Source organism: Capnocytophaga endodontalis (assembly GCF_002209445.1).
Classification (GTDB): Bacteria; Bacteroidota; Bacteroidia; order Flavobacteriales; family Flavobacteriaceae; genus Capnocytophaga; species Capnocytophaga periodontitidis.
Genome location: NZ_CP022022.1, coordinates 1946823 through 1973618, shown reverse-complemented (window position 1 = coordinate 1973618; position 26796 = coordinate 1946823). Strand labels below are relative to the sequence as shown.

The 26796-nt window shown below is 35.8% G+C and carries 22 protein-coding genes and 3 tRNA genes; 22 read left to right on the top strand and 3 right to left on the bottom strand.

Translation table 11 applies throughout. From position 1 onward, the window contains the following. Positions 1–3: 3 nt before the first annotated feature. The 15 genes from gldI to CBG49_RS08740 all read left to right on the top strand — a co-directional run bounded on the left by gldI (position 4) and on the right by CBG49_RS08740 (position 19606). On the top strand, positions 4–576 hold the full coding sequence (gene gldI, locus CBG49_RS08810) for a gliding motility-associated peptidyl-prolyl isomerase GldI (protein WP_009413150.1): 573 nt from the start codon (positions 4–6) through the stop codon (positions 574–576). Between the two features lie 28 nt (positions 577–604). Further along, a complete protein-coding gene (locus CBG49_RS08805) occupies positions 605–1735 on the top strand; it encodes a peptidylprolyl isomerase (RefSeq protein WP_088594204.1) in 1131 nt (376 codons plus the stop codon). Positions 1736–1765: 30 nt separating this feature from the next. After that, positions 1766–2275 carry an IS1096 element passenger TnpR family protein gene (locus tag CBG49_RS08800; RefSeq protein WP_009413152.1) on the top strand — a complete coding sequence of 170 codons (510 nt, stop codon included), beginning with the start codon at positions 1766–1768 and terminating at the stop codon, positions 2273–2275. 18 nt (positions 2276–2293) lie between these two features. Continuing rightward, on the top strand, positions 2294–3355 hold the full coding sequence (locus tag CBG49_RS08795) for a nucleoid-associated protein (RefSeq protein WP_009413153.1): 1062 nt from the start codon (positions 2294–2296) through the stop codon (positions 3353–3355). A gap of 84 nt (positions 3356–3439) precedes the next feature. Next, positions 3440–4354, top strand: coding sequence for an LLM class oxidoreductase (locus tag CBG49_RS08790; RefSeq protein WP_088594203.1), 915 nt, complete (start codon positions 3440–3442; stop codon positions 4352–4354). Positions 4355–4359: 5 nt separating this feature from the next. Beyond that, positions 4360–5427, top strand: coding sequence for a YARHG domain-containing protein (locus CBG49_RS08785; protein WP_088594202.1), 1068 nt, complete (start codon positions 4360–4362; stop codon positions 5425–5427). 11 nt (positions 5428–5438) lie between these two features. Beyond that, on the top strand, positions 5439–6389 hold the full coding sequence (locus tag CBG49_RS08780) for a hydrogen peroxide-inducible genes activator (RefSeq protein ID WP_088594201.1): 951 nt from the start codon (positions 5439–5441) through the stop codon (positions 6387–6389). Between the two features lie 48 nt (positions 6390–6437). Then, complete coding sequence (locus CBG49_RS08775) at positions 6438–8531, top strand: carboxy terminal-processing peptidase (protein ID WP_034555530.1); 2094 nt, start codon at positions 6438–6440, stop codon at positions 8529–8531. A gap of 128 nt (positions 8532–8659) precedes the next feature. Further along, positions 8660–10402 (top strand): mechanosensitive ion channel family protein, encoded by a 1743-nt coding sequence (locus tag CBG49_RS08770; protein ID WP_088594200.1) that lies wholly within the window; start codon positions 8660–8662, stop codon positions 10400–10402. Continuing rightward, positions 10402–11445: a heparan-alpha-glucosaminide N-acetyltransferase domain-containing protein gene (locus CBG49_RS08765; RefSeq protein WP_088594199.1), complete on the top strand. Its 1044-nt coding sequence runs from the start codon at positions 10402–10404 to the stop codon at positions 11443–11445. Before CBG49_RS08770 ends, CBG49_RS08765 begins: the two co-directional genes overlap by 1 nt. 49 nt (positions 11446–11494) lie before the next feature. Beyond that, positions 11495–12265 (top strand): endonuclease I family protein, encoded by a 771-nt coding sequence (locus CBG49_RS08760; RefSeq protein ID WP_088594198.1) that lies wholly within the window; start codon positions 11495–11497, stop codon positions 12263–12265. A 4-nt stretch (positions 12266–12269) separates the two neighbouring features. Continuing rightward, positions 12270–14168 (top strand): RecQ family ATP-dependent DNA helicase, encoded by a 1899-nt coding sequence (locus CBG49_RS08755; protein WP_088594197.1) that lies wholly within the window; start codon positions 12270–12272, stop codon positions 14166–14168. A gap of 98 nt (positions 14169–14266) precedes the next feature. Then, positions 14267–16810, top strand: a complete 2544-nt coding sequence (locus CBG49_RS08750; RefSeq protein WP_009413162.1) for an ATP-dependent Clp protease ATP-binding subunit — start codon at positions 14267–14269, stop codon at positions 16808–16810. 10 nt (positions 16811–16820) lie between these two features. Further along, complete coding sequence (locus CBG49_RS08745; protein ID WP_088594196.1) at positions 16821–17699, top strand: C40 family peptidase; 879 nt, start codon at positions 16821–16823, stop codon at positions 17697–17699. Then, positions 17696–19606, top strand: a complete 1911-nt coding sequence (locus CBG49_RS08740) for a ComEC/Rec2 family competence protein (protein ID WP_088594195.1) — start codon at positions 17696–17698, stop codon at positions 19604–19606. The genes CBG49_RS08745 and CBG49_RS08740 overlap by 4 nt, the downstream gene beginning before the upstream one ends. Here the strand turns inward: CBG49_RS08740 and CBG49_RS08735 are convergent. Beyond that, positions 19592–20296: a CDP-alcohol phosphatidyltransferase family protein gene (locus CBG49_RS08735; RefSeq protein WP_034555531.1), complete on the bottom strand. Its 705-nt coding sequence runs from the start codon at positions 20294–20296 to the stop codon at positions 19592–19594. The two genes, CBG49_RS08740 and CBG49_RS08735, sit on opposite strands and share 15 nt — an antisense overlap. A gap of 1 nt (position 20297) precedes the next feature. Beyond that, positions 20298–21134 (bottom strand): FKBP-type peptidyl-prolyl cis-trans isomerase, encoded by an 837-nt coding sequence (locus CBG49_RS08730; RefSeq protein WP_088594194.1) that lies wholly within the window; start codon positions 21132–21134, stop codon positions 20298–20300. An 86-nt stretch (positions 21135–21220) separates the two neighbouring features. On the opposite strand from CBG49_RS08730, the gene CBG49_RS08725 reads away from it, so the two are divergent. Further along, positions 21221–21604, top strand: a complete 384-nt coding sequence (locus CBG49_RS08725) for an RNA-binding S4 domain-containing protein (protein WP_088594193.1) — start codon at positions 21221–21223, stop codon at positions 21602–21604. Positions 21605–21654: 50 nt separating this feature from the next. Here CBG49_RS08725 and CBG49_RS08720 read toward each other — a convergent pair whose 3' ends face one another. Further along, positions 21655–24033 carry an alpha-ketoacid dehydrogenase subunit alpha/beta gene (locus CBG49_RS08720; protein WP_088594192.1) on the bottom strand — a complete coding sequence of 793 codons (2379 nt, stop codon included), beginning with the start codon at positions 24031–24033 and terminating at the stop codon, positions 21655–21657. Between the two features lie 296 nt (positions 24034–24329). Here CBG49_RS08720 and CBG49_RS08715 point away from each other — a divergent pair, with 296 nt between their 5' ends. The 6 genes from CBG49_RS08715 to CBG49_RS08690 all read left to right on the top strand — a co-directional run bounded on the left by CBG49_RS08715 (position 24330) and on the right by CBG49_RS08690 (position 26788). Then, positions 24330–25124, top strand: a complete 795-nt coding sequence (locus tag CBG49_RS08715) for a putative periplasmic lipoprotein (protein WP_088594191.1) — start codon at positions 24330–24332, stop codon at positions 25122–25124. A 79-nt stretch (positions 25125–25203) separates the two neighbouring features. Further along, positions 25204–25278 (top strand) — tRNA-Val (locus CBG49_RS08710). A 33-nt stretch (positions 25279–25311) separates the two neighbouring features. Next, a tRNA-Val gene (locus CBG49_RS08705) sits at positions 25312–25389 on the top strand. Between the two features lie 42 nt (positions 25390–25431). Next, positions 25432–25506, top strand: a tRNA-Val gene (locus tag CBG49_RS08700). 172 nt (positions 25507–25678) lie between these two features. After that, on the top strand, positions 25679–26377 hold the full coding sequence (locus CBG49_RS08695; protein WP_088594190.1) for a MotA/TolQ/ExbB proton channel family protein: 699 nt from the start codon (positions 25679–25681) through the stop codon (positions 26375–26377). 24 nt (positions 26378–26401) lie between these two features. Beyond that, complete coding sequence (locus CBG49_RS08690; protein ID WP_088594189.1) at positions 26402–26788, top strand: ExbD/TolR family protein; 387 nt, start codon at positions 26402–26404, stop codon at positions 26786–26788. The last annotated feature ends 8 nt before the right edge of the window (positions 26789–26796 follow it).

Genomic DNA, 26796 nt, shown 5'->3' with positions numbered 1-26796 from the left:
ACAATGAATATACTTAAAAAAATAATCATTCTAAGTGCCATTGGCATAGTTTTGGTAAGTTGTGCCGATCGGCAAGCACGCCATCCTATAACTAAAAAAACAAGTACTTTTTTAAAAGAATCAGCTATGAAAAATAAAGCTCTGTTGGCCTCCGAAGAAGCGCTAATCGATTCTATCATCAAAAAAGATACACTTCACTCTTTCGTCGACTCTCAACACGGATTTAAGTTCTACTATCTAAATCAAAATCCTGAGGCTCATTATACTGCTCAGTTTGGCGATATCGTAACTTATGATTACAGCCTCTCCGATTTGCAAGGTAACCAGCTTTATCAGGAAAAACCCGATGGTGAATACAAATATTATGTAGATAAAGAAGAAGTATTCCAAGGCTTGCGTTCTGCTTTAAAATTGTTAAAAGAAAAAGAAAGTGGCGTTTTCTATTTCCCTTCAAGTGTAGCTTATGGCTATCGCGGCGATAAAGATAAAATTTCTTTCAATCAACCTATTATAGCTAAAATCGAAGTCTTTAAGATTGAAAAAAATCAAGAAGACGTAAAACCTCGACCCGAATAAATAAACATTATTAATTAATTATTATATTATGAGACGACTCAATTTTGTAGCATTGCTCTCTGCAATGTTTGTATTTTTCAGTTGTAATTCGCAAAAAAAAGCCTACAAAGATTTAGGTGATGGCTTATTTGCCGATATCGAAACTACTCAAGGAAATATCATTGTAAAACTCAACTACAAAGAAACTCCTATAACAGTAGCTAACTTTGTTACTTTAGCCGAAGGTAAAAACTCTTTCGTAAAAGCCGAATACAAAGGTAAACCTTTCTACAACGGAACGATCTTCCATCGTGTGATCAAAGATTTTATGATTCAAGGGGGTGACCCTACTGGTACAGGTATGGGCGATCCGGGATATCGTTTTGAAGATGAATTTGTCCCTACTTTGCAACACGATAAAAAAGGAATTTTATCAATGGCCAATGCAGGGCCTGATACGAATGGCAGTCAGTTTTTCATCACTCAAGTACCTACCCCTCACCTCAATGGTCGTCATACTGTTTTTGGTGAAACTGTGAAAGGTTTAGAAGTAATCGATGCAATAGCTAATACTAAAACTGTAGCTAACTATAAACCTGAAAAAGATATCAAAATCAATAAAATTACAATTATTGCTAATGGTAAAGACGCTAAAAACTTCAATGCTGTAAAAGTTTTTGAAAACTATTTCAAAGATATCGCTAAAAAAGAACAAGAAAAGGAAGCTAAAACCAAAGCAGCGGCTGCTAAATTCTTAGAAGAGGTAAAAACTCAAGAACCTCAAGCTAAAGCACTTCCTTCTGGAGTAAAAATATTTACTTTAGTAGAAGGTAAAGGCAAACAGCCTAACCACACTCAACAAGTAATGGTTAACTATGCTGGATATTTGGCAAATGGTACTCTCTTCGATTCTAATGTAAAAGAAATAGAAGAAACTTATGGCAAATACAATGCAATGCGTGAGCAACAAGGCGGCTACCAAGCTTTCCCTATGGAATATAGTTCTAATGCCCCTCTTATACCTGGTTTTAAGGAAGCTCTTCTAAAAATGAAAGTAGGTGACAAAGTGCGTGTATTCATCCCTGCTGCCTTAGGCTATGGCGAAAGAGGTGAAGGTAATGTTATTCCTCCTAATAGCGACCTCATTTTCGACATCGAAATCACCGACATAGCTAAATAACCCTTAACCACTAACACCTAACACCTAAAAATGGTATACAAATTTAGAGTAATACTCGACGTTAAAGAAGACGTTTTCAGAGATATCGCAATCCAAGGAGAAGCTACCTTGGAAGATTTGCACAATGTAATCAACCAGTCTTTTGGATTTGCTGGCAACGAAATGGCTTCATTCTACCTTACAGATGACGATTGGAATCAAGGTGAAGAAATCACTCTTTTCGATGTATCCGAGAGTGGCGAAATACGCTTAATGGAAGAAACTACTATCGAATCAGTAGTAAGTGAAGACGAACCTAAATTGTTGTATGTGTACGACTTTATGTCAATGTGGACATTCTTCGTTGAATTGGTAGATATTGAAGAAGAAAAATCTGGTGTATCCTACCCTGCTTTGATACACGCTCACGGTTCTATCCCTGCCGAAGCCCCCGAAAAATCCTTCATCGCCGATGATTTCGATGAGTTTGAAGACGAGTTCAACGATTTCGACCTCGATGAAGACGATTATGGTAGTTTCAGTGAAGAGGAATACTATTAATTTCGCTAACATCTATCTATGCTTAACTTATATACAACAAACATCGAAACCCTTTCTATCCATAGGGTAGGCAACTTGAGTAAAGGGGAACCTATTTTCTTTTCTGAAAAACCTTATGCGTTAAACGACGAAATTATAGGCTTGCTAAAAGAGTATTTCTTCAAACCTTTTCGTGAAAAAGAAGAAAACTACTTCCATTTTGTACACGATGCCGATGTAGAATTCAATACTCTTTATCAGCTGGTAACCCCTATTTTTGAGGACGAAAGTACAATTCACGAACAATCAGGGAAAATTGCTCAACACTTGTACAACCAATCTAATCATCCTCATATTAAAAGTGGAGAAGTCTACATAGCCCTTTTGCACGATACTTATTTGGATAATGAAAAGGTAAAAGCTGTTGGTATTTTTAAATCTGAGGTAAAAAATAGCTTTCTACAGTTTGAAGAACAAGGTAACCAGTTAGAAATGATTATCCAAGAAGGTGTAAACATCCATCGCTTGGATAAAGGTTGTATCATTTTCAATGTAAATAAAGAAGATGGCTACAAAATACTTTCTATTGATAGCAATCGCTACGATACTAAATATTGGTTAGAAAACTTTCTAAACGTCGATGCTTTAGTCGACGATAACTTCTATACTAAAAAATACCTCAAGTTCAGCCAAGATTTTGCAAAAGATGTAATCTTGCCCGCCGAAGATAAAAAAGAAGAAGTACTTTTTATGAACCGCGCTATCAACTACTTCGCTAAAAATGATGATTTCGAAGAAACCTCATTTATGAATGAAGTATTTGAAAATCCTCAATTAATACCTGAGTTCAAACACTACAAAGTAGAAAAAGGCCCTAAGTATCAAATAGAAGATGTATCTACCTTTCCAATCGCTAACAAAGCTGTCTCCGATGTACGTAAGAAAATTAAAAACGTAATCGATTTAGATACAAATATCCAAATACGTATGGACTTCATCAATCCCGAATCTGCCGATAAGTTCATAGAAAAAGGTTGGGACGAGGAAAAGCAAATGTATTACTATTTAGTGTACTTCAACAAAGAACAAAAAGGTTCATAAAAATAACCTCATCAAAAATAAAATGGCATATAGTTTTTTATATGCCTTTTTTTTTATACTTTTGCGTTTTAAAAACATAAAACTATGATTGACGCACATAAATTCTCAATAGGTATATTATTACCCATTGAATCTTATCAAGGGGCTATCCCTAAAATGGAAAATCAAATACAGCTAATCCAACGCGCAGAAGCCTTAGGGTATGATACTGTATGGGTACGCGACATCCCCCTCTACAACCCCGATTTTAAAGAAGTAGGTCAAATGTTTGACCCTTGGATATATTTAGCTCATATAGCTTCTCTTACATTCTCTATCAAAATAGGAATAGCAAGTGTAATTCTACCTTTACGCCACCCTCTACATGTCGCTAAAGCTTCCGCAAGTCTCGATGTATTGTTCCCTAACCGCTTCGTAATGGGAATTGCCTCTGGCGACCGTCCCGTCGAATACCCTGCTTTCAACAAACCTTTTGAATTGCGTAGCGCACACATAACCGAACATATCGAAACTCTTAAAAAATTGTGGAGTGTAGATTTCCCTACTTATAATAATGATTATGGTACTCTAATGGACAAAGTAGGTGATGTACTCCCTAAACCTATCCATAAAAATATCCCAATCTATGCCACTGGTCACATCGGTGGTATAAACCTCAATTGGATAGCTAAACACACCGATGGCTGGATCTACTATCCCCGTGATTTCTCTTTCCAAAAAAAAATCGTAGAAGATTGGCACGAAGCTCTCAAAAATGAAGGCGAACCTGCTAAACCTTATATGCAACCCGTATATATCGACCTTATGGAAAATCCTAATTTTGAACCTCAAACTATGGACTTAGGCTTCCGCCTCGGGCGTAATTACCTCATCGATATGTTCCAAGAACTCAAAAAAATAGGAATAAATCATATTATGCTGGTACTCAAATATTGCAGCCGCCCAGCTGGTGAGGTACTTGAAGAAATCGGAAAAGAAGTATTGCCTCAACTCAAATAAAAACGATGAAAAGACTCTTTTTTATACTGTGTTTCTATGGATTCTTCACTGAAGGATATACCAATGACGGCGCTTTCTATATGGCAGGTAACCAACTCGTCCCCATCAACGAAACTGATATTTCAGTAAAAAAAGAAATTTTGTATATCAAAAAAACTGAAGAATTTGCAGAAGTATCAGTCTATTATGAGTTTTTCAATCCTAAAGATGAAAAAGAAATCATAGTTGGTTTTGAGGCGGGTATCCCTTCAGGTGATGCTGGATTTTCTCCAATAAATGGGCATCATCCTTATATGTTCGACTTTACAGTATCACTCAACGGTAACTTCTTACCCTATCAAATAGCTTTTGTAAAAAACTCAACCTATACTAAAAATCATAAAATACAAAATATAGACCCAAAATCTCTTGATAATGATATCATTGGTGATGAGTTAGACTTTCAATATGTTTATCATTTCAAGGCAAAGTTTAAAAAAGGGAAAAACATTGTAAAACATACTTACAGATATAAACTATCAAGAGGAGTATGTTATTATTACGACTTTAATTACGTACTTACGGCAGCCAATCGCTGGGCTAACAAGCAAATTAACGATTTTACCCTAATCTTGGATATGGGTGATTTCCAAACAGCTTCTATTCGTAAAACTTTCTTTAAAAACACTAATGAATGGACTTTCAACGGAATAGGAAAAATAACTGAAAATCCTGATTATACTAATTTTTATATCCAGCAAGGTATTTTAGTATTCGAAAAGAAAAACTTTGTACCTAAGGGAGAGCTTTCCGTAGAAGAAGAAAGTTCCTACTGTCGAGAAGCAGGAAGTAATCAAAAGTTTATTTTTTCATTAGGAAAAAACCGAGAATTAGGCAACCCTACCGAGAAAACTCCTGAAGAAAAACGCATTATCAGGAATCTGCCATTTGCACGACGTGGGTATATATTTAAGGATAAAACTTTGCAAGATGTTTTCAAAACAGAAGATTGGTATCAACCCAACCCTTCCTATGTACCCGAAGTTGAAGCCCTTACTGAAGAGGAAAAACAACTCATTAAAACATTTAAATAACACCTTTTATTATGACCATTACTCAATATCAATATGTCTTAGCAGTAGCCAAATACAAAAATTTTACTACCGCTGCCGAGCATAGTTTCGTTACTCAACCTACCTTGAGTATGCAAGTGCAGAAATTAGAGGAGGAATTGGGAGTTACTATTTTCGACAGAAGTAAAAAACCTCTACAGGTTACTGAAATAGGTGAACAAATTATCAAACAAGCCCAAATAATCGTAAACGAAGCTGGGCGAATGAACGATATCGTCGCTCAACAAAAAGGCTATATAGGAGGCGAATTCCGTGTCGGAATTATCCCTACCGTCTCTCCTACCCTATTGCCTATGTTCCTTACTAATTTTATTAACAAATATCCTAAAGTTTGCCTGAAAATCGAGGAACAAACAACCGAAAATATCTTAAAAAAGATTGAAGATGGTAGTTACGACGCCGGTATTTTAGCTACTCCTCTACACAATTCATTAATCGTAGAACGTCCCTTATATTATGAACCTTTTGTCGCTTACATCCCTGTAAACCACCGCCTCCAAAACTCTAAAACTATCTACTCTGAAGATTTAGATATCAACGATATTTTAATGCTTGAGGATGGTCATTGCTTTAAGGACAGTGTACTCAATATCTGCAACCAAGATGTAATCGATTCTAAAGAACACTTCCAACTAAAAAGTGGTAGTTTTGAAACTTTAGTGCGATTAGCTAACGAAGGCTTAGGAATGACCCTGTTACCCTATCTACACTCTTTGGAACTGAAAGAGGAAGAAAAGAAACGCATTCACTATTTCGCCGAACCCTATCCCGCTCGCGAAATTAGCTTAGTTTATCACAAAAATGAACTAAAATTACAAATCATAAAAGCTTTACACGATACTATAGCTGGGGTAATTCGCGGAGCTATTGTTTTCCAAAATGTAAAAATTATTAGCCCAACAAGAGAAAGGCACACAATTTGATAAAGACAGAAGTTAAAAATTAAAAAAAATAGAAAAAACCATTTTATGATGAAAAATATTTCAGCAGCATTATTTTTATTATTTATCTCATTCGCTTCTTGCAGCTTTACAAGCAAGAAGTTTGACAATCCTAATAAGGATAAGGACACTGTGCTATTAGAAATTATTGAGCACGTGCTCGAAAATGCTCATTTTAGTCCCGTGAAAATGGACGACTCTTTCTCTAAAAAAGTCTTCGATAGCTATCTGAAAAATATCGACGGACAAAAACGCTATTTTCTCCAATCCGATATTAATGAGTTCAAAAAATATGAAAACCGTTTAGATGATGATTTAAAAAAAGGTGACATCTCTTTCTTCAACCTTTCTTATAATCGTCTCAAACAGCGTATGAAAGAAGCTGAAGGAATTACTAAAGCTATCTTCGCTAAACCTATTGACCTCAATAGCAATGAAACTATCAATACCGACTACGATAAATTGCCTTTTGTTAAAAGTAAAGCCGATTTACAAACTCGTTGGAAACAAGTGATTATTTTCACTACTCTTTCTACTTACATTACTAAACAAAAAGAAGAAGTAACTAAGAAAGAAAAAGATGCTAAATATCAGCCTAAAAGCAATCAAATACTCAAAAAAGAATCTATAGAGTCTACTCAAAAAACATTGGCTGATATGTATAGTATGTACAACGATATTACACGTGAAGAGTGGTTCGCTATGTTCGTAAATGCTATAACCGAAACTTTTGACCCTCACTCTAACTATATGGCACCCGACATCAAAGAAGGTTTCGACCGTGATATGTCTGGCAAATTCGAAGGTATTGGCGCTCAATTACAAAAGAAAACTGATGGTATAGCTATTACTAATGTGATTTTGGGAGGACCTGTTTGGAAAGGTAAACTCTTGGAAGTAGGCGACCAAATCCTAAAAGTAGGTCAAGGCGCTGCCGAACCTGTTGATGTCGTAGGAATGCGCTTAGATGATGCCGTTAAACTTATCAAAGGTCCAAAAGGTACCGAAGTGCGCCTCACTGTAAAACGTGTAGATGGAACTATCGAAGTAGTACCTATCATCCGAGATGTAGTAGAAATCGAAGAAACTTACGCCAAATCAGCTGTGATTACTGCCAATGGCAAACGTTACGGCCTCATCAATCTACCTAAATTCTATATTGATTTCGAAGATGTAAACCGTCGCAATGCCGCTACCGATGTAGCCCTCGAAATTGAAAAACTTAAAAAAGAAAATATTGATGGCTTAATTGTCGACTTGCGTTCCAATGGCGGTGGCTCCCTAAAAACAGTAGTCGATATAGGAGGTCTATTTATCCCTAAAGGCCCCATCGTACAAGTAAAATCATCACGTGGTAGTCGTGACGTTCTCTCCGACAACGACCCTAAAACTCAATGGGATGGCTCTTTAGTAATCCTTACCAATGAACTTTCCGCTTCAGCTTCCGAAATCCTAGCAGCTGCTATGCAGGATTATAAACGCGCTATTATCATAGGCGGTAAACAAACCTTCGGTAAAGGTACCGTGCAAAGCTTCGTAGACCTAAATGAGTTCCTTCGTCAAAACAATTACGGCGACCTTGGAGCTTTGAAAATCACTATCCAAAAATTCTACCGTATCAACGGAGGCTCTACCCAACTCAAAGGAGTTGAAAGTGATATTGTTGTACCCGATAAATACAAATATATCGATATAGGTGAACGTGATATGCCTAACGCTATGCCTTGGGATAAAATAGAACCTGCTAAATACACTCCTTGGGCAAACAATGCCAATTTTAATATGGCTATTGAAAACAGTAAAAAACGTATTAGAGAAAACGAATATTTAAAACTGATAGATGAAAATGCTCAATGGGTAAAACAACAACAAAAAGATTATGTTTTCCCACTCAACTATGAAGCCTACAAAAAAGTAATCGACAAAAACGAAGAGCAAGCCAAAAAGTTTAAAGCTATCAGCGACTATAAATCTAACTTAAAATTCTCTTCTGTAGCTTCCGATGAAGCTAAAATTAAAAACAGCGAAGAGTTAAAACTTCGTCGTGATCGTTGGCACGAAAGTCTTGAAAAAGACGTCTATATAGATGAAGCTGTAAAAGTGTTAGAAGATTTGAACAAATAAAACAATAACTAACAGATTATAAAAACATTGGTAAAGCTAATACCTTTACCAATGTTTTTTTTATTTTTGGGTATATGAGAAAATTGTTATACCTTTGCACTACAATCTTACTCTTTAGTCAAATTAAAATGCATTTTAAAATCTTCATTGTTATATATCTATTCTGCGTTGCGTACACACAGGCACAGCAACCAGATAGCCTTTCTCAACAAGAAATTCACAAAGAGTTAGAAGCTATCAAACAATTCCGCCAGAAAGATTCCGTACGCATTGCAATGCTCTTAAACGAAATACAACTACTCATAAATAACGACAAACATACATCTTCAATTACTAATTCCTCCACTACTAATGAAAAAGAAATGGAAAAACTACGCAATAAAATGCGTGGACGACCTATTGTTTTTGAAAAAGATACCTTATACTATCTCTATACTTCCTATGGACCTTATGATATTGATACTCGCGTAAAATATATAGAAAATAAACTCAAAGAATTATATAACGACCCCTCTTTCGCCGCCGATTCTATCAAAATAAAACCCAATGGCGACTACCTATCAGTAATGTATAACGAAAAAATCATCACTCGTGTTACAATGGTAGATGCGCTCTGGGAAAATAGCTCCCAAACTGAATTAGCTCAAAGATATGCTAATGTAATCAAAAATACAATTGTAAAATATAAAGAACAAAATAGCCTAAAAAGCATCCTAATCCGCTTGGCTGAGTTGTTATTAGTACTCTTCATCGCTTTTGTACTTGTATGGGCGATCAACCGATTATTCAATTTCTTAAAAAAAATAACGCTCAACTCCGAACACCCCTCCCTCACAGGTATCCGAATTAGAAATTACGAATTTATCAAAAAACGAGGAGTTGTAAAAGCTTTAGTGAAATTACTTGCTATATTGCGTATCATATTCTTGTTTTTCTTGCTAATAACTATTATACCTCTGATTTTCGATATCTTCCCTTCTACTCAATACTTGTCTAAAATTATAGTACAATGGATTTCTGAACCTATAAAAAACGTCGGTATAGCAATTATTGGATATTTGCCTCATTTATTCTATATTGTCATTATTGTAGTCATTACACGCTACGTATTGAAAATATTGCGCTTTTTTGCTTTAGAAATAGAAAGAGGTATCTTAAAAATAAAAGGCTTTCACCCCGAATGGGCTCATACTACTTATGTGCTGGCACGTATGATGTTATGGGTATTAGCTTTGGTAATAATGTTCCCTCACCTCCCTGGTTCCGATAGTGATGCCTTTAAAGGAATCTCTGTCTTCTTAGGGGTATTGATTTCTTTAGGATCTTCTTCTGCCATTTCTAATGCCATTGCAGGCATTGTAATTAGTTATATGCGCCCATTTCAAGTAGGTGATTGGATTAAATCTGGAGAAATTATAGGAGCTGTGATAGAAAAAAACGCCTTAGTAACAAGATTGAAAACTATTAATAACGAAGATATTACCATCCCTAATTCGGCTATCTTGAGCGGTGCAACTATGAACTTCACTTCTATAGGCAAAGAAATAGGCTTAGCGCTAAATGTACAAGTAAAAGTACGCTATGATTATTCTGATAATTTAGTGGAAGAACTCCTTATAGAAGCTGCTCTGAAAACCAATGGTATTTCTCCTAAACCACATCCTTACATTTTTCAAATTTCTCTTAATGAACTAAATGCTATTTATGAGCTCAATGCTTATACTTTCCACCCCGAAAATATGTATTTTATAAAATCAGACCTAACTAAAAATATCCAAAGTACTTTTAGGCAAGCTAATGTGGAGATATTCTCAACACAATACGTAGAAATTAAAACTCCCTTTTCAAATACTAAAAAACAAAATTCATAATGAAGCAACGACTGATATTTATTGATGTAATACGCGCTTATGCCATTTGTATGATGTTACAAGGGCACTTTATCACTGCCTTACTCGCTGAACAATATTGCGACGAAAATAACCCTTACTATCATATTTGGCATTATTTTACAGGTATTACAGCCCCTGTATTCCTTACTATTTCTGGATTTATTTTTACCTATTTACTCATTCGTGAAGGCGAACGCAGTGGTGTAGGACTTAAGAACCCTCGTGTAAAAAAAGGAGCAAAACGCGGATTAATGCTTATAGCAGTAGCGTGTATTTTGCGGAAAAGCATCTATTTCGTAGATATCTTGCATTGTATAGGGTTAGCCCTCATCATAATGGTAGGACTCTACTTATTAGCTCGAAATCACGTGAGGCATTTCCTTCCTACAATGCTCATCAGCATTACTTTACTACTTTTCACCTTCAACGAGACCTATAACCAATATGAATACTCTTGGTTACCCCAAGTGGTAGCTAATTATTTCACTCCAAAATACGGTACTTTCTTTACTATTTTTCCTTGGTTAGGTTTTGTAACCTTAGGAGGCTTTATGGGATCGTTATTTTACTATTACAGAAACGCCAAACATTTATATACAGTATATACACTACTACTTATTGGCATCGGAGCTATTTTTCACTTTCAATATCACACTTTCCATTTCCTATATAGCATTACTGGTTGGAATCACTTTGAAAGTTTAGCACGAAATGGTTTTCTTTTCTTGAGGATGGGCGATACTCTCTGGACATTTGCAGTATTTGTAATCTTGCGAAATATACTTACTGCGCAATTCTTACAACGTATCGGGCAAAATACTCTTTCCATTTACATCATTCATAGTATTGCGCTCTATCACTTTATTCCATATTTCAACTTAGACCATTATTTTCATAAGAGCTTCAACCCTACCCAAGCAGTAATAGGTGCTATTCTCTTTGTGATAACTGTGCTCATTGTATCGTTCTACTATCACAAATTTAGTAAATACATAAAAGAAAAATATCCTAAAAACAACTGATAGAAAAATTAAAAGCTTTCTTACATAAATAACTTAAAACTAAATACAAATGAAAAAACTTTACATTTTATTATTCACAACATTCTTGTTAGCTTGCAATAGCAAAGAACAAGCTCAAGAACATCCCGTTGCCCCTCCTAATAGCAATATTACAGTACCAAAAGCACTACAAAATTATTACAAAGGAATTCTTTTTACTAAAAATGGAAAAGCTTTGTACGATGATTTAGCAGTACTTACCATCAGCAAACATACTAATTTCTTAAGTTATTATGATCGTCATAAGTACCTCTACAAAGCCGACGCTAGCCTTAAAAATCCTGAATATGTAGTATTGGTCTACACCGGCGAAGAGCGCTATTGGAAAGAATATAAGAGTGGTAATAATAATTATAAACCTCAAACTTTCAACACCGAACATATTTTCCCTCAATCAAAATATAGTAATGGAGATGCCAAAGGTGATTTACATCATCTAAAAGCCTGTGATAGTAAACTTAATAGCAGTAGAGGAAATATACCTTTTACCAATGGCTCTGGAAGAGCTGGACGTATCAATAGCGCTTGGTATCCTGGCGATGAGTGGAAAGGTGATGTCGCTCGAATGATTATGTATATCAATTTGCGTTATAACGATAAAATCGACAATAAAATTGTAATAGGAGGAATCGAAACACTTTTAAAATGGAATGACGATGATCCTGTTTCCGACCTCGAACGTCAACGCAACAATGTAATTGAACAAGCTCAAGGCAACCGCAATCCATTTATCGATTTTCCTCAATTAGCACGCGCTGCTTACAAAAATTACCAAGAGTAATACTATGGAAAATGAACCTCTATACACACTAAAAAAATATTGGGGGTACGATAATTTTCGCAACTCTCAAGAAGCCGTGATCAAATCAGTTTTAGAAGGTAATGATACCTTAGCCTTATTGCCTACAGGTGGAGGAAAATCTATTACTTTTCAAGTACCCGCTATGATGCGCAAAGGTATATGTATAGTAGTCTCTCCATTGATAGCTCTGATGACCGACCAAGTTGAAGCGCTTAAAAACAGAGAAATACGTGCATTATCATTAGCCGGAGGTCTGCCCTACCCCGAATTAGAACGCCTGCTAAACAACGCACTTTATGGGCAATACAAATTCTTATACCTTTCTCCTGAACGTCTGCAACAGGAAGTCGTGCGTAATTACCTCAAAGTAATGCCTATCAATCTAATAGTGATAGATGAAGCTCATTGCGTATCGCTCTGGGGCAAGGACTTCCGCCCTGCTTATTTACAGTGTAAATGGCTCAAAGAACAATTCCCTAATATACCTTTATTAGCTCTCACTGCTTCTGCTACTCTTCAAGTACAACAAGATATTTTACATCAATTAGGCATCGAGAAAGCAAATGTAATCAGTACTTCTTTAGCTCGCCCTAATATAGCTTACAAAGTATATAAAGTAAAAAGCAAATTTCATCACCTTTTACAACTGCTAAGAACAACCGAAGGTACAGCTATTATATATTTGCGAAGTAGAAATGCTTGTGTTCAATTGGCGCGTTTATTAGAAAACCACAATATTTCAGCTACTTATTTTCACGGCGGGATCCCCGCTGAAGAAAAAAATAACAAACTGAGTATGTGGTTGCTAAACGACGTACGTGTAATGGTAGCTACAAACGCCTTTGGTATGGGAATCGACAAACCCGATGTCCGCTGGGTGATTCATTGGGATATCCCTCAAACCTTAGAAGATTATTTCCAAGAAGCAGGTAGAGCAGGTAGAGATGGTAACCCCGCTGAGGCCATCGTTTTCTACAATGAGGTAGATATAAAAAATGCCGAAAAACTTCTAAATGAATATCTTATAGACATTCCTTATCTAAAAATCGTTTACAGTAAACTCAATAGTTACTTCCAAATAGCCATAGGAGAAGGTACCGAAAATACCTATAGCTTCCTATTCCCCGATTTTTGTAAACGCTACAACTTATTGCCTTTAAAAACTTATAACGCTTTACAAGTATTAGATAGATTTTCAATCATTTCCTTCAACCACCATTTCTACAACAAAGTTACTTTCCAAATGAAAGCTACCCCCGAACAATTAGTGAAGTATATAACTACTCATCGGTATATCAAAAACATTACTATTTATCTTATGAGGTGCTACGAACTGATATTTCACTTCCCAGTAGAGTTAGAAATGGCTAAATTGATGGAACGTACCGAAAAATCTCACAAAGAAATTATGGGGTATTTAGAAACTCTGCACAACGATGGAATAGGCGTTTTAAAATGTGAAACTGCCGATATACAAATCATTTTCAACGTGCCTCGTGACGATGATCGCACAATCAATAGCATTGGCAAACACATCAAAGAGTATAACCACTCCAAACGATTATTGCAAAACAAAGTATATCAATACTTGGAAGATGAAAATACTTGCCGAAGTATATTCTTATTAGAGTATTTTGGCGAGAAAAATGGGAAACCTTGTGGTATATGTTCTAATTGTGTTACTCAAATGCACTCCCCTAAAACCAATAAACAAAAAATAGAGGCTGATATCCTTCAATTATTATCTTCTAAACCTTTTAATTGCAACGATTTAATAAATACACTACCCTACTCTGATCAGCAGATTAACACTGTCTTAGACGAACTTTTTGCAATGAAAAAAATAACGTTCAACATTTTTAATGAATTGTACTTAAAATAAAATATTTTTAATAAGATTTTGTTTTATCATATTTATTTACTAATTTTGCCGTGTTTTATCCATATTATTTGGTTTTAATACAAAAGAAGATTTTTACTATGAACGATAACTTTTCACCAAGAGTTAAAAGAATATTTACATATAGCAAAGAAGAAGCAGTACGTTTAGGGCAATCTACTGTGGGCACTGAGCATTTCATATTAGCAATACTTCAAGAAAATGAAGGTAGTGCTATCAATTTGTTACACAACTTAAATATCGATATGGAAAGACTTAGGCAAAACATCCATACCCTTACTTCAGCGCGCGGTCTCAATCCTCCTAATTTTAACGCTGTTCACTTTACCGTGCAAGCCGAAAGAGCAATGCAAGCTACATATTTAGAAGCTAAAAGAATGCAATCTGATGTGATAAATACCGCTCATTTACTATTGAGTATTTTACGCAACGAAAATGACCCTACTACAAAAGTTTTCAATAAATTAGGCCTAAACTACGAAACAGCACGCGACAGCTTTCAACCTATAGAGGACAATAATTCAAAACTTGTTACTCCCACAATGCCTACTAATGAGGTTGATGAATACGATAGAGACTATCGCTTGCCCCACGAAAGTAGAAACAATAGAAATCTACAAGGGCAAGGACAGTACAATCAACGAAAAAATACAGTATTAGATAATTTCGGTAGAGACCTAACCACACTTGCTGAACAAGGACAATTAGACCCTGTCGTAGGGCGAGATAAAGAAATAGAACGCGTATCTCAAATATTGAGCCGCCGCAAAAAAAACAACCCTATCCTCATCGGTGAACCTGGCGTAGGAAAAAGTGCTATCGCTGAAGGGTTAGCTTTGCGCATCGTACAAAGAAAAGTGGCACGCATATTGTATAACAAACGTGTTGTAACTCTCGATTTAGCCTCTTTAGTAGCTGGTACAAAATACCGAGGTCAGTTTGAAGAACGCCTCAAAGCAATAATGAATGAACTCGAAAAAAATAGAGACATCATTCTTTTTATAGACGAAATCCACACCTTAGTGGGCGCTGGAGGAGCTTCAGGAAGTTTAGATGCCTCTAATATGTTCAAACCTGCCTTGGCAAGAGGCGAAATACAATGTATTGGAGCTACTACCTTAGACGAATACCGACAGTCTATCGAAAAAGATGGCGCTTTAGAACGCCGATTCCAAAAAGTATTAGTAGAACCTACCAGTGTAGACGAAACCATTCAGATTCTTCAAAATATCAAAGCTAAATACGAAGAACACCACAATGTAATTTATACCGAAGATGCTATCGAAGCTTGCGTAAAGCTTACCAATCGCTATCTCACCGATCGCTATTTACCAGATAAAGCTCTTGATGCCTTAGACGAAGCCGGAGCGCGAATACATATTATGCAGGTAAAAGTACCTCAATATATTTTAGACGTAGAAGAACGATTAGAACAAGCTACACAAGCCAAAAATAGAGCCGTTTCTCGTCAACAGTTTGAAGAAGCTGCACGCCTTCGCGATAACGAAAAACACATCGAAAAATCATTAATAGATCTCAACAAACGATGGGACGAGGATTCTAAACTACACCGCGACACTGTAACTGCCGAACATATCGCCGATGTCGTTTCTATGATGAGTGGCATCCCCGTGAATAGAATCGCTCAAACTGAAATTAACAAACTCTCTGGCTTATCTGACGCTATGAAATCTAAAATCATAGGACAAGACGAAGCTATAGAAAAAGTCGTAAAATCTATTAAACGCAATCGCACAGGTCTCAAAGATCCTAATAAACCTATAGGTTCCTTTATTTTCTTAGGACAAACAGGTGTTGGAAAAACTCAACTTGCCAAAGTTCTCTCCAAAGAACTTTTTGACTCTGAAGATGCTATGGTGCGTATCGATATGAGTGAGTATATGGAAAAATTCTCTATCTCTCGACTCATAGGAGCACCTCCAGGATATATCGGATATGAAGAAGGTGGACAACTTACCGAAAAAATACGCCGCAAACCTTACTCTGTAGTACTCTTAGACGAAATCGAGAAAGCTCACCCCGATGTTTTCAATATGCTTTTGCAAGTGTTAGACGATGGCTTCCTAACCGATAGCTTAGGACGAAAAATCGACTTTAGAAATACCATCATCATTATGACATCTAACATAGGCGCCCGCCAAGTAAAAGAATTCGGACAAGGTGTCGGTTTTGGTACTTCTGCACGATTGGCTCAATCTGAGGCTAATGAAAAATCAATCGTTGAAAATGCCTTGAAAAAAGTATTTGCACCCGAGTTCCTCAATCGTATCGACGATGTCATCACTTTCAACCCTCTCAGTAAAGAAGACATCTTCAAAATTATTGATATTGAACTCTCTAAACTTTATTCTCGTATCAACGATTTAGGTTACCACGTAGAACTGAGTGAAAAAGCTAAAAACTTTATAGCCGATAAAGGTTACGACAAACAGTATGGAGCACGCCCTCTAAAACGCGCTATACAAAAATATATTGAAGACCCCTTGGCTGAAGAAATCGTATCTAACCAAATACACGCAGGTGACAGCATCATATTCGATTTAGATGAAAAAGGTGAAAACCTCCTTATTACTGAAAAGAACACTAATTTAATAACTTTATAACCCCTTATTTATGTACATTTTAAGACTTTTAGGACTATTTACACTACTATTTTGCTTTTCTTCTTTTACAGAAAGCATACAAAAAAATGAAAAGAGTACTACTGTGAAAGTAAGCGCTGAGAATACTCTGATAGCAAGTAAAAAACCTAAAAAGAAAACTTATAGTCCTCCTAAAAAAGGAAAAACTAAGGTAGTAGCCTCTACTGCTAAAGGTAAAAAAACACCTCCTAAACATAGGGTAGCAAGCCATAGTGCTAAAAAGAAAGCCGTAGCAAAAAACAGAAGAGCAGTAGCCGCTAAAAGAAAAACTTCTGTAAGAGGACGTGCAGTAGCTTCGAGAAGTAAGAGGTATACTCCTAAAAAAATAAGCCAACAATACGCTGAAAATATAGCTATTACTGAAGAAAATTTAGATGATGATTTAGATGAAGAAGAACTCCTTGATGAAGAAGAAATCGTAGATAATACTGATATCGCTCTTCCTGCTCTATCAAAAAGTAAAGTTGATACTAAACAACAAAAAATATTGCTCGACACTGCTTTTTCTTACTTAGGAACTCCTTACCGCCACGGAGGAGTCTCTCGTAAAGGAATGGACTGTTCTGGCTTTGTAAGTACTACTTTCAAATCTATCGCTGTACCTCTCTCTCGTTCTTCACAAGAAATGGCTACCCAAGGACGGAAAATACGCTTAGAAAATGTACAAGTAGGTGATTTATTATTCTTCAAAACTACTCGCCGAAATAGAATTTCTCACGTTGGTATGGTAGTAGATGTAGATGGTGATGTGAAGTTCATTCATTCTTCCTCTAAAAGAGGGGTCGTAATATCTTCATTAAGTGATGCTTATTACAAAAAAGCCTTTCGTATGGCAAAACGTGTGATGTGAGATTCGTAAATATTCCCATATTAACTATATTATTTGGACTCATAGGAGGGATTGCTATTACCGATATAATAGCTCCCTCTTTTTTGTTTGTTATAAGCAGTAGTCTGTGTTTGTTAGCTACCCTAACAATACATTACCTATTAGCTACCAAGCGATATGCTTTTCGTCGCGGAATTATATTCCACATAGGTCTCACTTCTGTAGCTGTAGGTATGTTAATAACGTACCTTCACACTCCTACTTATAACCCTAAACATTACACACAAAAACTAAATACCAATGAATATTACACCTTAGAAGCCGAGGTAATAGAAATCATTTCACAAACCAATTATGGTACTACTTTTAAAGCTAACCTCTTAACGGCAAACCACAACAATACCGAAGGAAAAATCTTGTGTTTTTTCCCTTCTAAAACAATTACCGATGATGTAAATGCATTAGCTCCAACCGATAGATTAATTTTTATAGGAAAATACACGCCCTTATCTCCCCCTAAAAATCCATATCAATTTAATTATAAACGATATATGGAACGAAAAGGGGTATTTGGTCGGGTAGAAGTAATAGCGTTTTCTATTGTTAAAAATAATACAGTAGATTTTATGGGAGATATTGAAAAAATGCGTTCTCATCTAACTGCTATAATCAATCAAAATTTCAATCGCGAGTCTGCCGCTCTCTTAAATACATTACTCTTAGGAAAACGTAGTGATTTAGATGAAAATATTTATCAACAATATGTAGATGCTGGTGCAGTACATATTTTAGCTATTTCGGGCTTGCACGTCGGAATTATCACGGCTATACTTCTATTACTACTACAAAAAATGCCTAATTTGAGATTTTATCGCCCATTGCGATACTTCATCTTGTTAGCAGGATTGTGGACTTTTGCTTTAATGGCTGGGGCTTCTCCTTCTGTATTGAGAGCAACTATAATGTTTAGTTTTGTAGGGTTGGGTACCCTTATACGCCGAAAACAAGGGAGATTCGATGCTTTAATGCTCTCAATGTTATTTTTGTTGCTTATCAATCCTTATTATTTATATGATGTAGGCTTCCAGTTGAGTTATGCAGCTGTATTTTCTATAATGAAATTCTACCCTGTAATGCGCAAATGGTGGCAACCTGAAAATAAATACATCCGATGGATTTGGTCTTTATTTTTAGTAGGATTATCTGCTCAAATAGTTGTTTTGCCCATCAGTTTGTACTATTTTCATCAATTTCCTATTTTGTTCTTTGTTGCTAACTTGGTAGTAGTACCTTTGTTACAACCTATACTTATAGGAGGTATCATTGCTCTATGTTTGGGAAGTTTAGGTATTTTACCTTACCCTATAATTTTTGTCTTAGAAAAATTAATAACTCTGATGAACATTTTAGTAGCTTTTATCGCACATCAAGAAATGTTTATCATACGCAATATACCTTTCACAACTCCCCTACTTCTTTCTTCTTTAGTAATAGTACTGATACTCATCATCTTTGTACATTATAGGAAATATAAAGTATTGGTGGCTCTTCTCGTTTCTGTACTTTTGTTTCAGGGAGTACTTTTCTATCACAAATACCAATTGGAAACTACCGAAGAAATGTTAGTATTTAGCAAGTATAAAGATAAGATAATCACTATTAGGCAAGGTAATAAGCTGAGTATCTATCAGGTCGATACAACTTCTATCAACCCAATGATAAACAACTACATTAAAAACAAAGGCATTAGTGATATTACACTTTACAAAATGCCCTATATATTGCGCTTCAAACAAAAAAACTACTTACTAATGGATAGTTTAGGAGTATACCCAAAATCCAAGCAAGTAGTTATTGATAGTGTTATCTTCTTACAAAAACCTAAAATCAATTTAGATAGAATGAAGCGTGATTTATCGCTTAGGTAGTAAGGAAAGAATAATATACAATAAAATGATTATAGGAATAGCAATCATTTTTAAACTTACAAGTAGAATAACACAAAGTGCTAAAAATACATACTTCAATGCATTATTCTTAAATGAATAATCACTGAACTTCAATGCAAAGAGGGCTATTTCAGCATTCAGTAAATATGCACTCAACAATGTAATTCCTAATAAAACCCAACTATTATGCAATAAACTATCAAATAGTTCTGTTGATTGGTATTGCATTATAAGCGGTAGAGAAAGGATAAACATTGTATTAGCTGGAGTAGGAAGCCCTATAAAACCAGAAGTTTGCCGCGTATCTATATTAAAATTCGCCAATCGATAGGCTGATGCCAAAGTGATAAGAAAACCTATATAAGGTAAGTAGGCTACCCAAGTTGTTGGATTTTCTACTACGTAACTACTTTGGTTAAACAACTGAAACATCGCAACACCTGGTACTACTCCTGAGGTAACCATATCAGCTAAAGAATCTAACTGTAACCCCATTTCTGATTTCACGTGTAGCAAACGGGCAAAAAAACCATCAAAAAAATCGAGGAAAATACCTATCGCTACAAAGAGAGCAGCCCAATCAAGTGCCCCTCTCACGGCAAAAACAATCGCTACAGTTCCGCAAAAGAGGTTTCCTAAAGTAATTAAATTAGGGATATGCTTTTTCATTTTACTTACAATCGGCATCTAAATAATCTGGAAGATATGATTGGTCTTTCTTCTCATCGCAATCAGGATAAGTAACCACTCCATAGTTATCACGTACGATTTCATCTTTAGAAGGTTTGCCATCGTGATCGTGATCAGCGTGACGAGCAGCAATAAGTCTTACTGTAAAAATTAAAGGTGAATAAGCTGGTATTTTTGCCTGACTATTATTGAAGTAGCCTAAACCTGATGGAATGAAGAACACCCCTACCCCTCCATCGGTAGGAGCGGTAAGTGTACCATCTGAATTTTGTGTGAGTTTGGTCACTGAAGGATTTAACTGAGCAACTCCCTCTCTAAATCCTCTGATAGTACCTGAAGGACGATTGGTAACAATATTTCCCAGTAAATCCATCCAATTAGATGATGATTGAGTTGTAGTTTCATCAAATACAGTTAAGTTGAGTAACTGACCTTTATAGTTTACATATACTGAGTCGGCAATAGAAGTGGTATGGGTACTAGTACCTTCTTGTAATATCATATAGTACAAAGTATGACGAATGCGATTGTTATTGGCATCAAATACATCCAATTCCATTTTCTTCAAATTACTATTGTTAAAAATGGATTGTGAAACATTAGTTGTACTTGTAAAAGTAACAGCATCCGAAATAGCTGCCGTAGCTGAATATGTGTAAGTATGTGTTTTTAAGAATGTTTCAATAGCTTGATTGTTTTCATTCCTCACTTCTGTAACATCTCTTGGTGGTGTTACATTAGAACTGTCATTTTTCTTACAACCTATAGTTAATAGCAGAGCTATTACACTGATGCTAAATAGAATTTTGTTTATCATATAAAATATTGTCTTATTTTTGAGGCGCAAGATTCAAATTATTTCTTACTTTTGCACCTCATTGTTATTTTTAAAATTATAAAAGAATGCGAATTGATAAATATTTATGGTGTGTACGTTACTTCAAAACACGTAATATTGCTACTGAAGCTTGTAAAAAAGGTCACATCAAAGTAAATGGCGAAATAGTAAAACCTTCACGTGAGATTTATAAAAACGACCAAATAGTAGTGCGTAAAAACCAAATCAACTACCAATTAGAGGTTTTAGACATCCCCGAAAGCCGTGTGGGAGCTAAGTTAGTAGACCTTTATCGTCAAGATAACACACCTCCTGAAGCTTTTGAGCAAGCCGAAATACAAAAACTCGCTCAGGACTATTACCGCGAAAAAGGAGAAGGTCGCCCTACTAAAAAAGATCGCCGTGCTATTGATAATCTCTTAAATGATTTTCAAGAAGATGACGATTGAAATTCACTTTGTCAAAGTCCTAAAACTTTGACAAAGTGAAAAATATAATACTACAACAATGTAGGGTATTTTGCAGGATTAACTTCGTGCATTATACTGTATATCTTCTCAATGATACTATCAGCATTAGGTTTAGAGAAATAATCACCATCAGTTGCATAAGCAGGACGGTGATTACCTGCCGCCAAAGTTTGTGGTGCACTATCTAAATACTGATAAGCATTTTGTTCTTCCAAAATTTTCTGCAAAATATATGCCGAAGTAGCTCCAGGCATATCTTCATCAACTACTAATAATCTGTTGGTTTTCTGTATGCTCTTCACTATATCGTGACGCACATCAAATGGCGCTAATGATTGTACATCAATAATTTCAATATCAATACCCAAGGCAGCCAATTCATCAGCAACCTCACACACAATACGCAAAGTAGACCCGTAAGATACTACAGTAATATCTTTTCCTTCACGAAGCGTTTCTACTACCCCTATAGGAGTCTTAAACTCAGTGAGATTACTAGGCAACGCTTCTTTCAAGCGATAACCATTGAGGCATTCCACCACTACAGCTGGTTGATTACCCTCCAAGAGTGTATTGTAGAAGCCCGCTGCTTTCACCATATTACGTGGGGTGAGAATGTACATCCCTCTTAAAGAAGCTAACAATACACCCATAGGTGAACCCGCGTGCCAAATACCTTGTAAACGATGCCCTCTCGTTCTGATAATAAGAGGTGCCATTTGCTTACCAAAAGTGCGATAGTGCAGACTGGCTAAATCATCACTTAGTGTTTGTAATCCATAAAGAATATAGTCTAAATACTGAATTTCAGCAATCGGACGCAAACCTCGCATTGCCATACCTATACCTTGTCCCACTATAGCTGTTTCACGAATACTCGTATCAGCTACTTTTACAGCTCCGTGTTTCTTTTGCAAACCTTCTAACCCTTGATTTACATCGCCTATATTACCTACATCTTCACCAAATATCAAAAGATTAGGATATTTAGTAAGCAAAGCGTCGAAATTCTCTCTCAACACAATACGCCCATCTACAAGTTCTTTTGATGCGTCATAAGTAGGAAGCACCTCTGCTATGTGAATAGGATTTTGTTCATTCTCTGTGTGGAGAAATCGACTATATTTAGGCTCATTTTCCTTTATATACATCTTTATCCATTCTTGTAAAGGAAGTATTTTGTTTTCACCCTCTGGTAATAACAATCTCAAGGCTTTTCTCGCACTACTCAACACATCTTTACGATTAGGTAAAGCTACTTCCAAAAGAGATTTTGATAAACTCTCTACTCTTTCTTTTACAGTGTTATCGTTCGTATTGGCTAACAATGAGGAGAGAAGAGCAACAAGTTCTTTTCTTTCTTGTTCAATAGGCTTAATATAAGCTTCCCAAGCTCTTTTTTTACCTTCATTCACGCGTTTCTTAGCTTGTTGTTCTATAGCTACCAATTCTTCTTCAGTAGCATATTTTTCAGCTAAAATCCATTCGCGCATTTTGGTAATACAGTCAAATTCTTTTTCCCACTGAAGCCGTTCAGCACTTTTGTAACGTTCGTGTGATCCTGAAGTTGAGTGCCCTTGAGGTTGAGTAAGCTCTTTCACGTGTACTAATACAGGCACGTGTTCTTCACGAGCTATCTTAGCTGCCTTTTGGTAAATGTCGTACAAAGTAGGATAATCCCAACCATTGGCAACAAATAACTCAAAACCTTTGTGTTTTTTATCGCGCACAAAACCTTTTAACGCTTCTGAAATACTTTGTTTAATAGTATGATATTCTTTAGGAACTGAAATACCATACTCATCATCCCAAACCGACATTACTAAGGGTACTTGCATTACTCCTGCCGCATTAAGGATTTCAAAAAAGTGCCCTTCGCTAGTACTCGCATTACCAATAGTCCCCCAAGCTATTTCATTTCCGTGGTTTGAGAATCCTTTACTTTCTGCATTAGGTAAGTTGCGATAAACTTTAGAGGCTTGTGCTAAACCTAACAATCGAGGCATTTGACCAGCAGTACACGATATATCACTACTGCTATTTTTTTGTTTTAATAAATCCTTCCAATGTCCTTCGTTATCTAAACTATGGGTAGCAAAGTGTCCCCCCATTTGGCGTCCAGCACTGGTAGGGTCTGCCTCTATGTCAGCGTGTGCATATATCCCTGCAAAGAAATTCTCAACAGTATGCACGCCGAGAGCCATCATAAGTGTTTGATCGCGATAATAACCGCTCCTGAAATCACCATCTTGAAAAGCTCTTGCCAAAGCTACTTGAGGCACTTCTTTCCCTTCTCCAAAAATACCAAATTTGGCTTTACCTGTAAGCACTTCTTTTCTTCCCATCAAGCTGCATTCTCTACTGAGAACAGCGATGCCATAGTCTTCTAAAATATTTTCTTTTTTCATCGGTTTATCCTCTTTTAATAGTTTTTAAAAAAATTAATATAGAGTGGTTTTTTTGTTTGAATAAAAATATTGCGCAAATGTAATACTTTTTTAAAAGTAAACAAAAGAAAAGTATTTTAATTTTCAATTTTAGTGATAGTTATATATACTAATGTGTTGCTCTACAAAAAGAAAAATTACAAAGAAATCATTATCTAACTACACAAAAGACACTGATACAAAAGCTCTTATATAAAAATAATATAATGACCTCAATTGTCAATTGTTAATTTTCAATTATTTCATATCTTTGCCAAATGAAACATACAATTCTTTTTTTCGTTTTTGTAATATTATTGACAAATTGTCAACAGCAAAAAACTATTAGCATACAGAAGGATACTACTACTCAAAGTAACACTGCTATAGTTATGTCTATTGATAGCACTGTTGTCGCAAAAACTAATACCGCTGAACCTAAAGTTAAACTCTCAAAAAATGATAGCTTGTTAAAAATCTTGCAAGAAAAATACGGTGAGGACTACGAAAGTTACCAAAGAGCTGTACGAAAATTAGTTTTGCACCAAATGAAATATAGTATTCTAAAAAATACCTGTTTAGAAGAGTTTTACTTACAAGGATTCGCTAAGACTACTAAGGACAGTATCAAAGTGCATTTGCCTTTCAACCTTCACACTTTTGATTGTGGAGCTCCTGATTGTTATACTACCGAAGTGAGTTTTCGTCTAACAAATGAAAAAAATATTATATTCCCCGATTCACTCCCTTTTCACGAAGAACAATCGGGGTGTATGGAAAATTATCAATTCAGTGATGTTTATGAGCTTATAAAAACAACACACAAACACGTAATTTACCATTGCCCTACAAAACGACGTACTTTGGTACTCTATTTTCCTAAAATCAAGGGCTGTTGGAGCGGCGACGCTTATTATTTTGTAGGAGTAACCCGAAAGAGATTTAATGGCAAAAACATTTATACAGTACGCGAGAATTACAATGATAATAAGCCTGAAAGTGAATGGAATAAAGTACCCTATATGATTACTAACTTCAACCGATTAGAGTACGAGTTTATGCTAAAAGAATAAATATTTTTTCACTTTTTTCATAAAAAAATTTGGAGGTTTCAAAAAAAGTAGTACCTTTGCACCCGATTTAAAAACATAAGGGTTCTTAGCTCAGCTGGTTCAGAGCATCTGCCTTACAAGCAGAGGGTCACTGGTTCGAATCCAGTAGGACCCACTTAGGTTTAAAATTTTTATCATTGTTATTTTGGGGTTCTTAGCTCAGCTGGTTCAGAGCATCTGCCTTACAAGCAGAGGGTCACTGGTTCGAATCCAGTAGGACCCACCAAATTTAAGATTTTATTGTTGTTACTATAATCTAAAAAAACAAGGATTCTTAGCTCAGCTGGTTCAGAGCATCTGCCTTACAAGCAGAGGGTCACTGGTTCGAATCCAGTAGAGTCCACTAAAAGCTACTCAATACCATGAGTAGCTTTTTTTATTAGTAATATATTAAATACAGAATTGATTATCAAATATTTACATTTTTAATAATTGTTAATTAATCATTAATAATTGTATATTGATAATTATTTCTTACTTTTGCGATATTTTTAAACAGAAAACGAAAAAATAATATGTTAGGATTACAAACTTCTGTAGATGTTGCTACAACTGCAACCGACACTCTTCCAGCTCAAGAAAAAACACTTTCTATAATGGATATGATTGTAGATGGTGGCACTGCTAATATTGTGATTATTGGCATTCTATTCGTAATGCTCGCTGTAGCACTTTTCCTCTATTTTGAACGCCTATTTGCTATCAAGGCAGCTTCTAAAGTAGATAAAACTTTTATGTATAAAATACGTGATTGTATCTCTGCTGGACGTTTGGATGCAGCCAAAATGCTTTGTGTGCAATCGAATACTCCTGTAGCACGCCTTATTGAAAAAGGGGTTTCTCGTATAGGTAAACCTCTTGAAGATATTAATAAAGCTATTGAAAATGCAGGCACTTTAGAGGTCTACAATCTTGAAAAGAATACGGCTATTCTCGCTACTATTGCAGGAGCAGGACCTATGATTGGATTCTTGGGCACTGTTGTTGGTATGATTATGTCATTCCACGAAATGGCATCTGCTGGTGGTCAAGCCGAAATGGGCGCTTTAGCAGGAGGTATTTATACCGCAATGGCTACTACTGTAGCTGGTCTTATCGTAGGGATTATCGCTTATGTAGGTTACAATCACTTAGTGGTAAAAACTGATAAAGTGGTACACCTAATGGAAGCTAATGCCGTCGAATTCTTAGACTTGTTGAACGAACCTCTATAGGTTTCAAAAAACTACTGTACAATTATGAAATTAAAAGGTAGAAATAAAGTAAGTCCTGAGTTCAGTATGTCGTCTATGACGGATATTGTGTTCTTACTGTTAGTATTCTTTATGATTACTGCTAATAGCCCTAATGCACTCGATTTGCTATTGCCTAAAGCTAAAGGAAAAAGCACCAACACACAAAATGTTTCAGTGAGTATTGATAAAGATTTGAATTTTTTCATCGACAAAAAACCTATATCTGTAGATAATCTCGACGCAGAACTCAAAGCAGCACTAAAAGGAGTAGAAAATCCTACCATTATTTTACGCGTAGAAGAAAGTGTACCTATTGAAAATGCGGTAACTGTGATGGATGTAGCAAACCAAAATCAATTTAAGGTAATTTTAGCTGTACGTCCTAAATAGCAAAGTAT

Bases quoted from the DNA above. Each gene is read 5' to 3' on its own strand.
- gldI (WP_009413150.1), top strand. From the start codon at position 4: ATGAATATACTTAAAAAAATAATCATTCTAAGTGCCATTGGCATAGTT.
- CBG49_RS08805 (WP_088594204.1), top strand. From the start codon at position 605: ATGAGACGACTCAATTTTGTAGCATTGCTCTCTGCAATGTTTGTATTT.
- CBG49_RS08800 (WP_009413152.1), top strand. From the start codon at position 1,766: ATGGTATACAAATTTAGAGTAATACTCGACGTTAAAGAAGACGTTTTC.
- CBG49_RS08795 (WP_009413153.1), top strand. From the start codon at position 2,294: ATGCTTAACTTATATACAACAAACATCGAAACCCTTTCTATCCATAGG.
- CBG49_RS08790 (WP_088594203.1), top strand. From the start codon at position 3,440: ATGATTGACGCACATAAATTCTCAATAGGTATATTATTACCCATTGAA.
- CBG49_RS08785 (WP_088594202.1), top strand. From the start codon at position 4,360: ATGAAAAGACTCTTTTTTATACTGTGTTTCTATGGATTCTTCACTGAA.
- CBG49_RS08780 (WP_088594201.1), top strand. From the start codon at position 5,439: ATGACCATTACTCAATATCAATATGTCTTAGCAGTAGCCAAATACAAA.
- CBG49_RS08775 (WP_034555530.1), top strand. From the start codon at position 6,438: ATGAAAAATATTTCAGCAGCATTATTTTTATTATTTATCTCATTCGCT.
- CBG49_RS08770 (WP_088594200.1), top strand. From the start codon at position 8,660: ATGCATTTTAAAATCTTCATTGTTATATATCTATTCTGCGTTGCGTAC.
- CBG49_RS08765 (WP_088594199.1), top strand. From the start codon at position 10,402: ATGAAGCAACGACTGATATTTATTGATGTAATACGCGCTTATGCCATT.
- CBG49_RS08760 (WP_088594198.1), top strand. From the start codon at position 11,495: ATGAAAAAACTTTACATTTTATTATTCACAACATTCTTGTTAGCTTGC.
- CBG49_RS08755 (WP_088594197.1), top strand. From the start codon at position 12,270: ATGGAAAATGAACCTCTATACACACTAAAAAAATATTGGGGGTACGAT.
- CBG49_RS08750 (WP_009413162.1), top strand. From the start codon at position 14,267: ATGAACGATAACTTTTCACCAAGAGTTAAAAGAATATTTACATATAGC.
- CBG49_RS08745 (WP_088594196.1), top strand. From the start codon at position 16,821: ATGTACATTTTAAGACTTTTAGGACTATTTACACTACTATTTTGCTTT.
- CBG49_RS08735 (WP_034555531.1), bottom strand. From the start codon at position 20,296: ATGAAAAAGCATATCCCTAATTTAATTACTTTAGGAAACCTCTTTTGC.
- CBG49_RS08730 (WP_088594194.1), bottom strand. From the start codon at position 21,134: ATGATAAACAAAATTCTATTTAGCATCAGTGTAATAGCTCTGCTATTA.
- CBG49_RS08725 (WP_088594193.1), top strand. From the start codon at position 21,221: ATGCGAATTGATAAATATTTATGGTGTGTACGTTACTTCAAAACACGT.
- CBG49_RS08720 (WP_088594192.1), bottom strand. From the start codon at position 24,033: ATGAAAAAAGAAAATATTTTAGAAGACTATGGCATCGCTGTTCTCAGT.
- CBG49_RS08715 (WP_088594191.1), top strand. From the start codon at position 24,330: ATGAAACATACAATTCTTTTTTTCGTTTTTGTAATATTATTGACAAAT.
- CBG49_RS08695 (WP_088594190.1), top strand. From the start codon at position 25,679: ATGTTAGGATTACAAACTTCTGTAGATGTTGCTACAACTGCAACCGAC.
- CBG49_RS08690 (WP_088594189.1), top strand. From the start codon at position 26,402: ATGAAATTAAAAGGTAGAAATAAAGTAAGTCCTGAGTTCAGTATGTCG.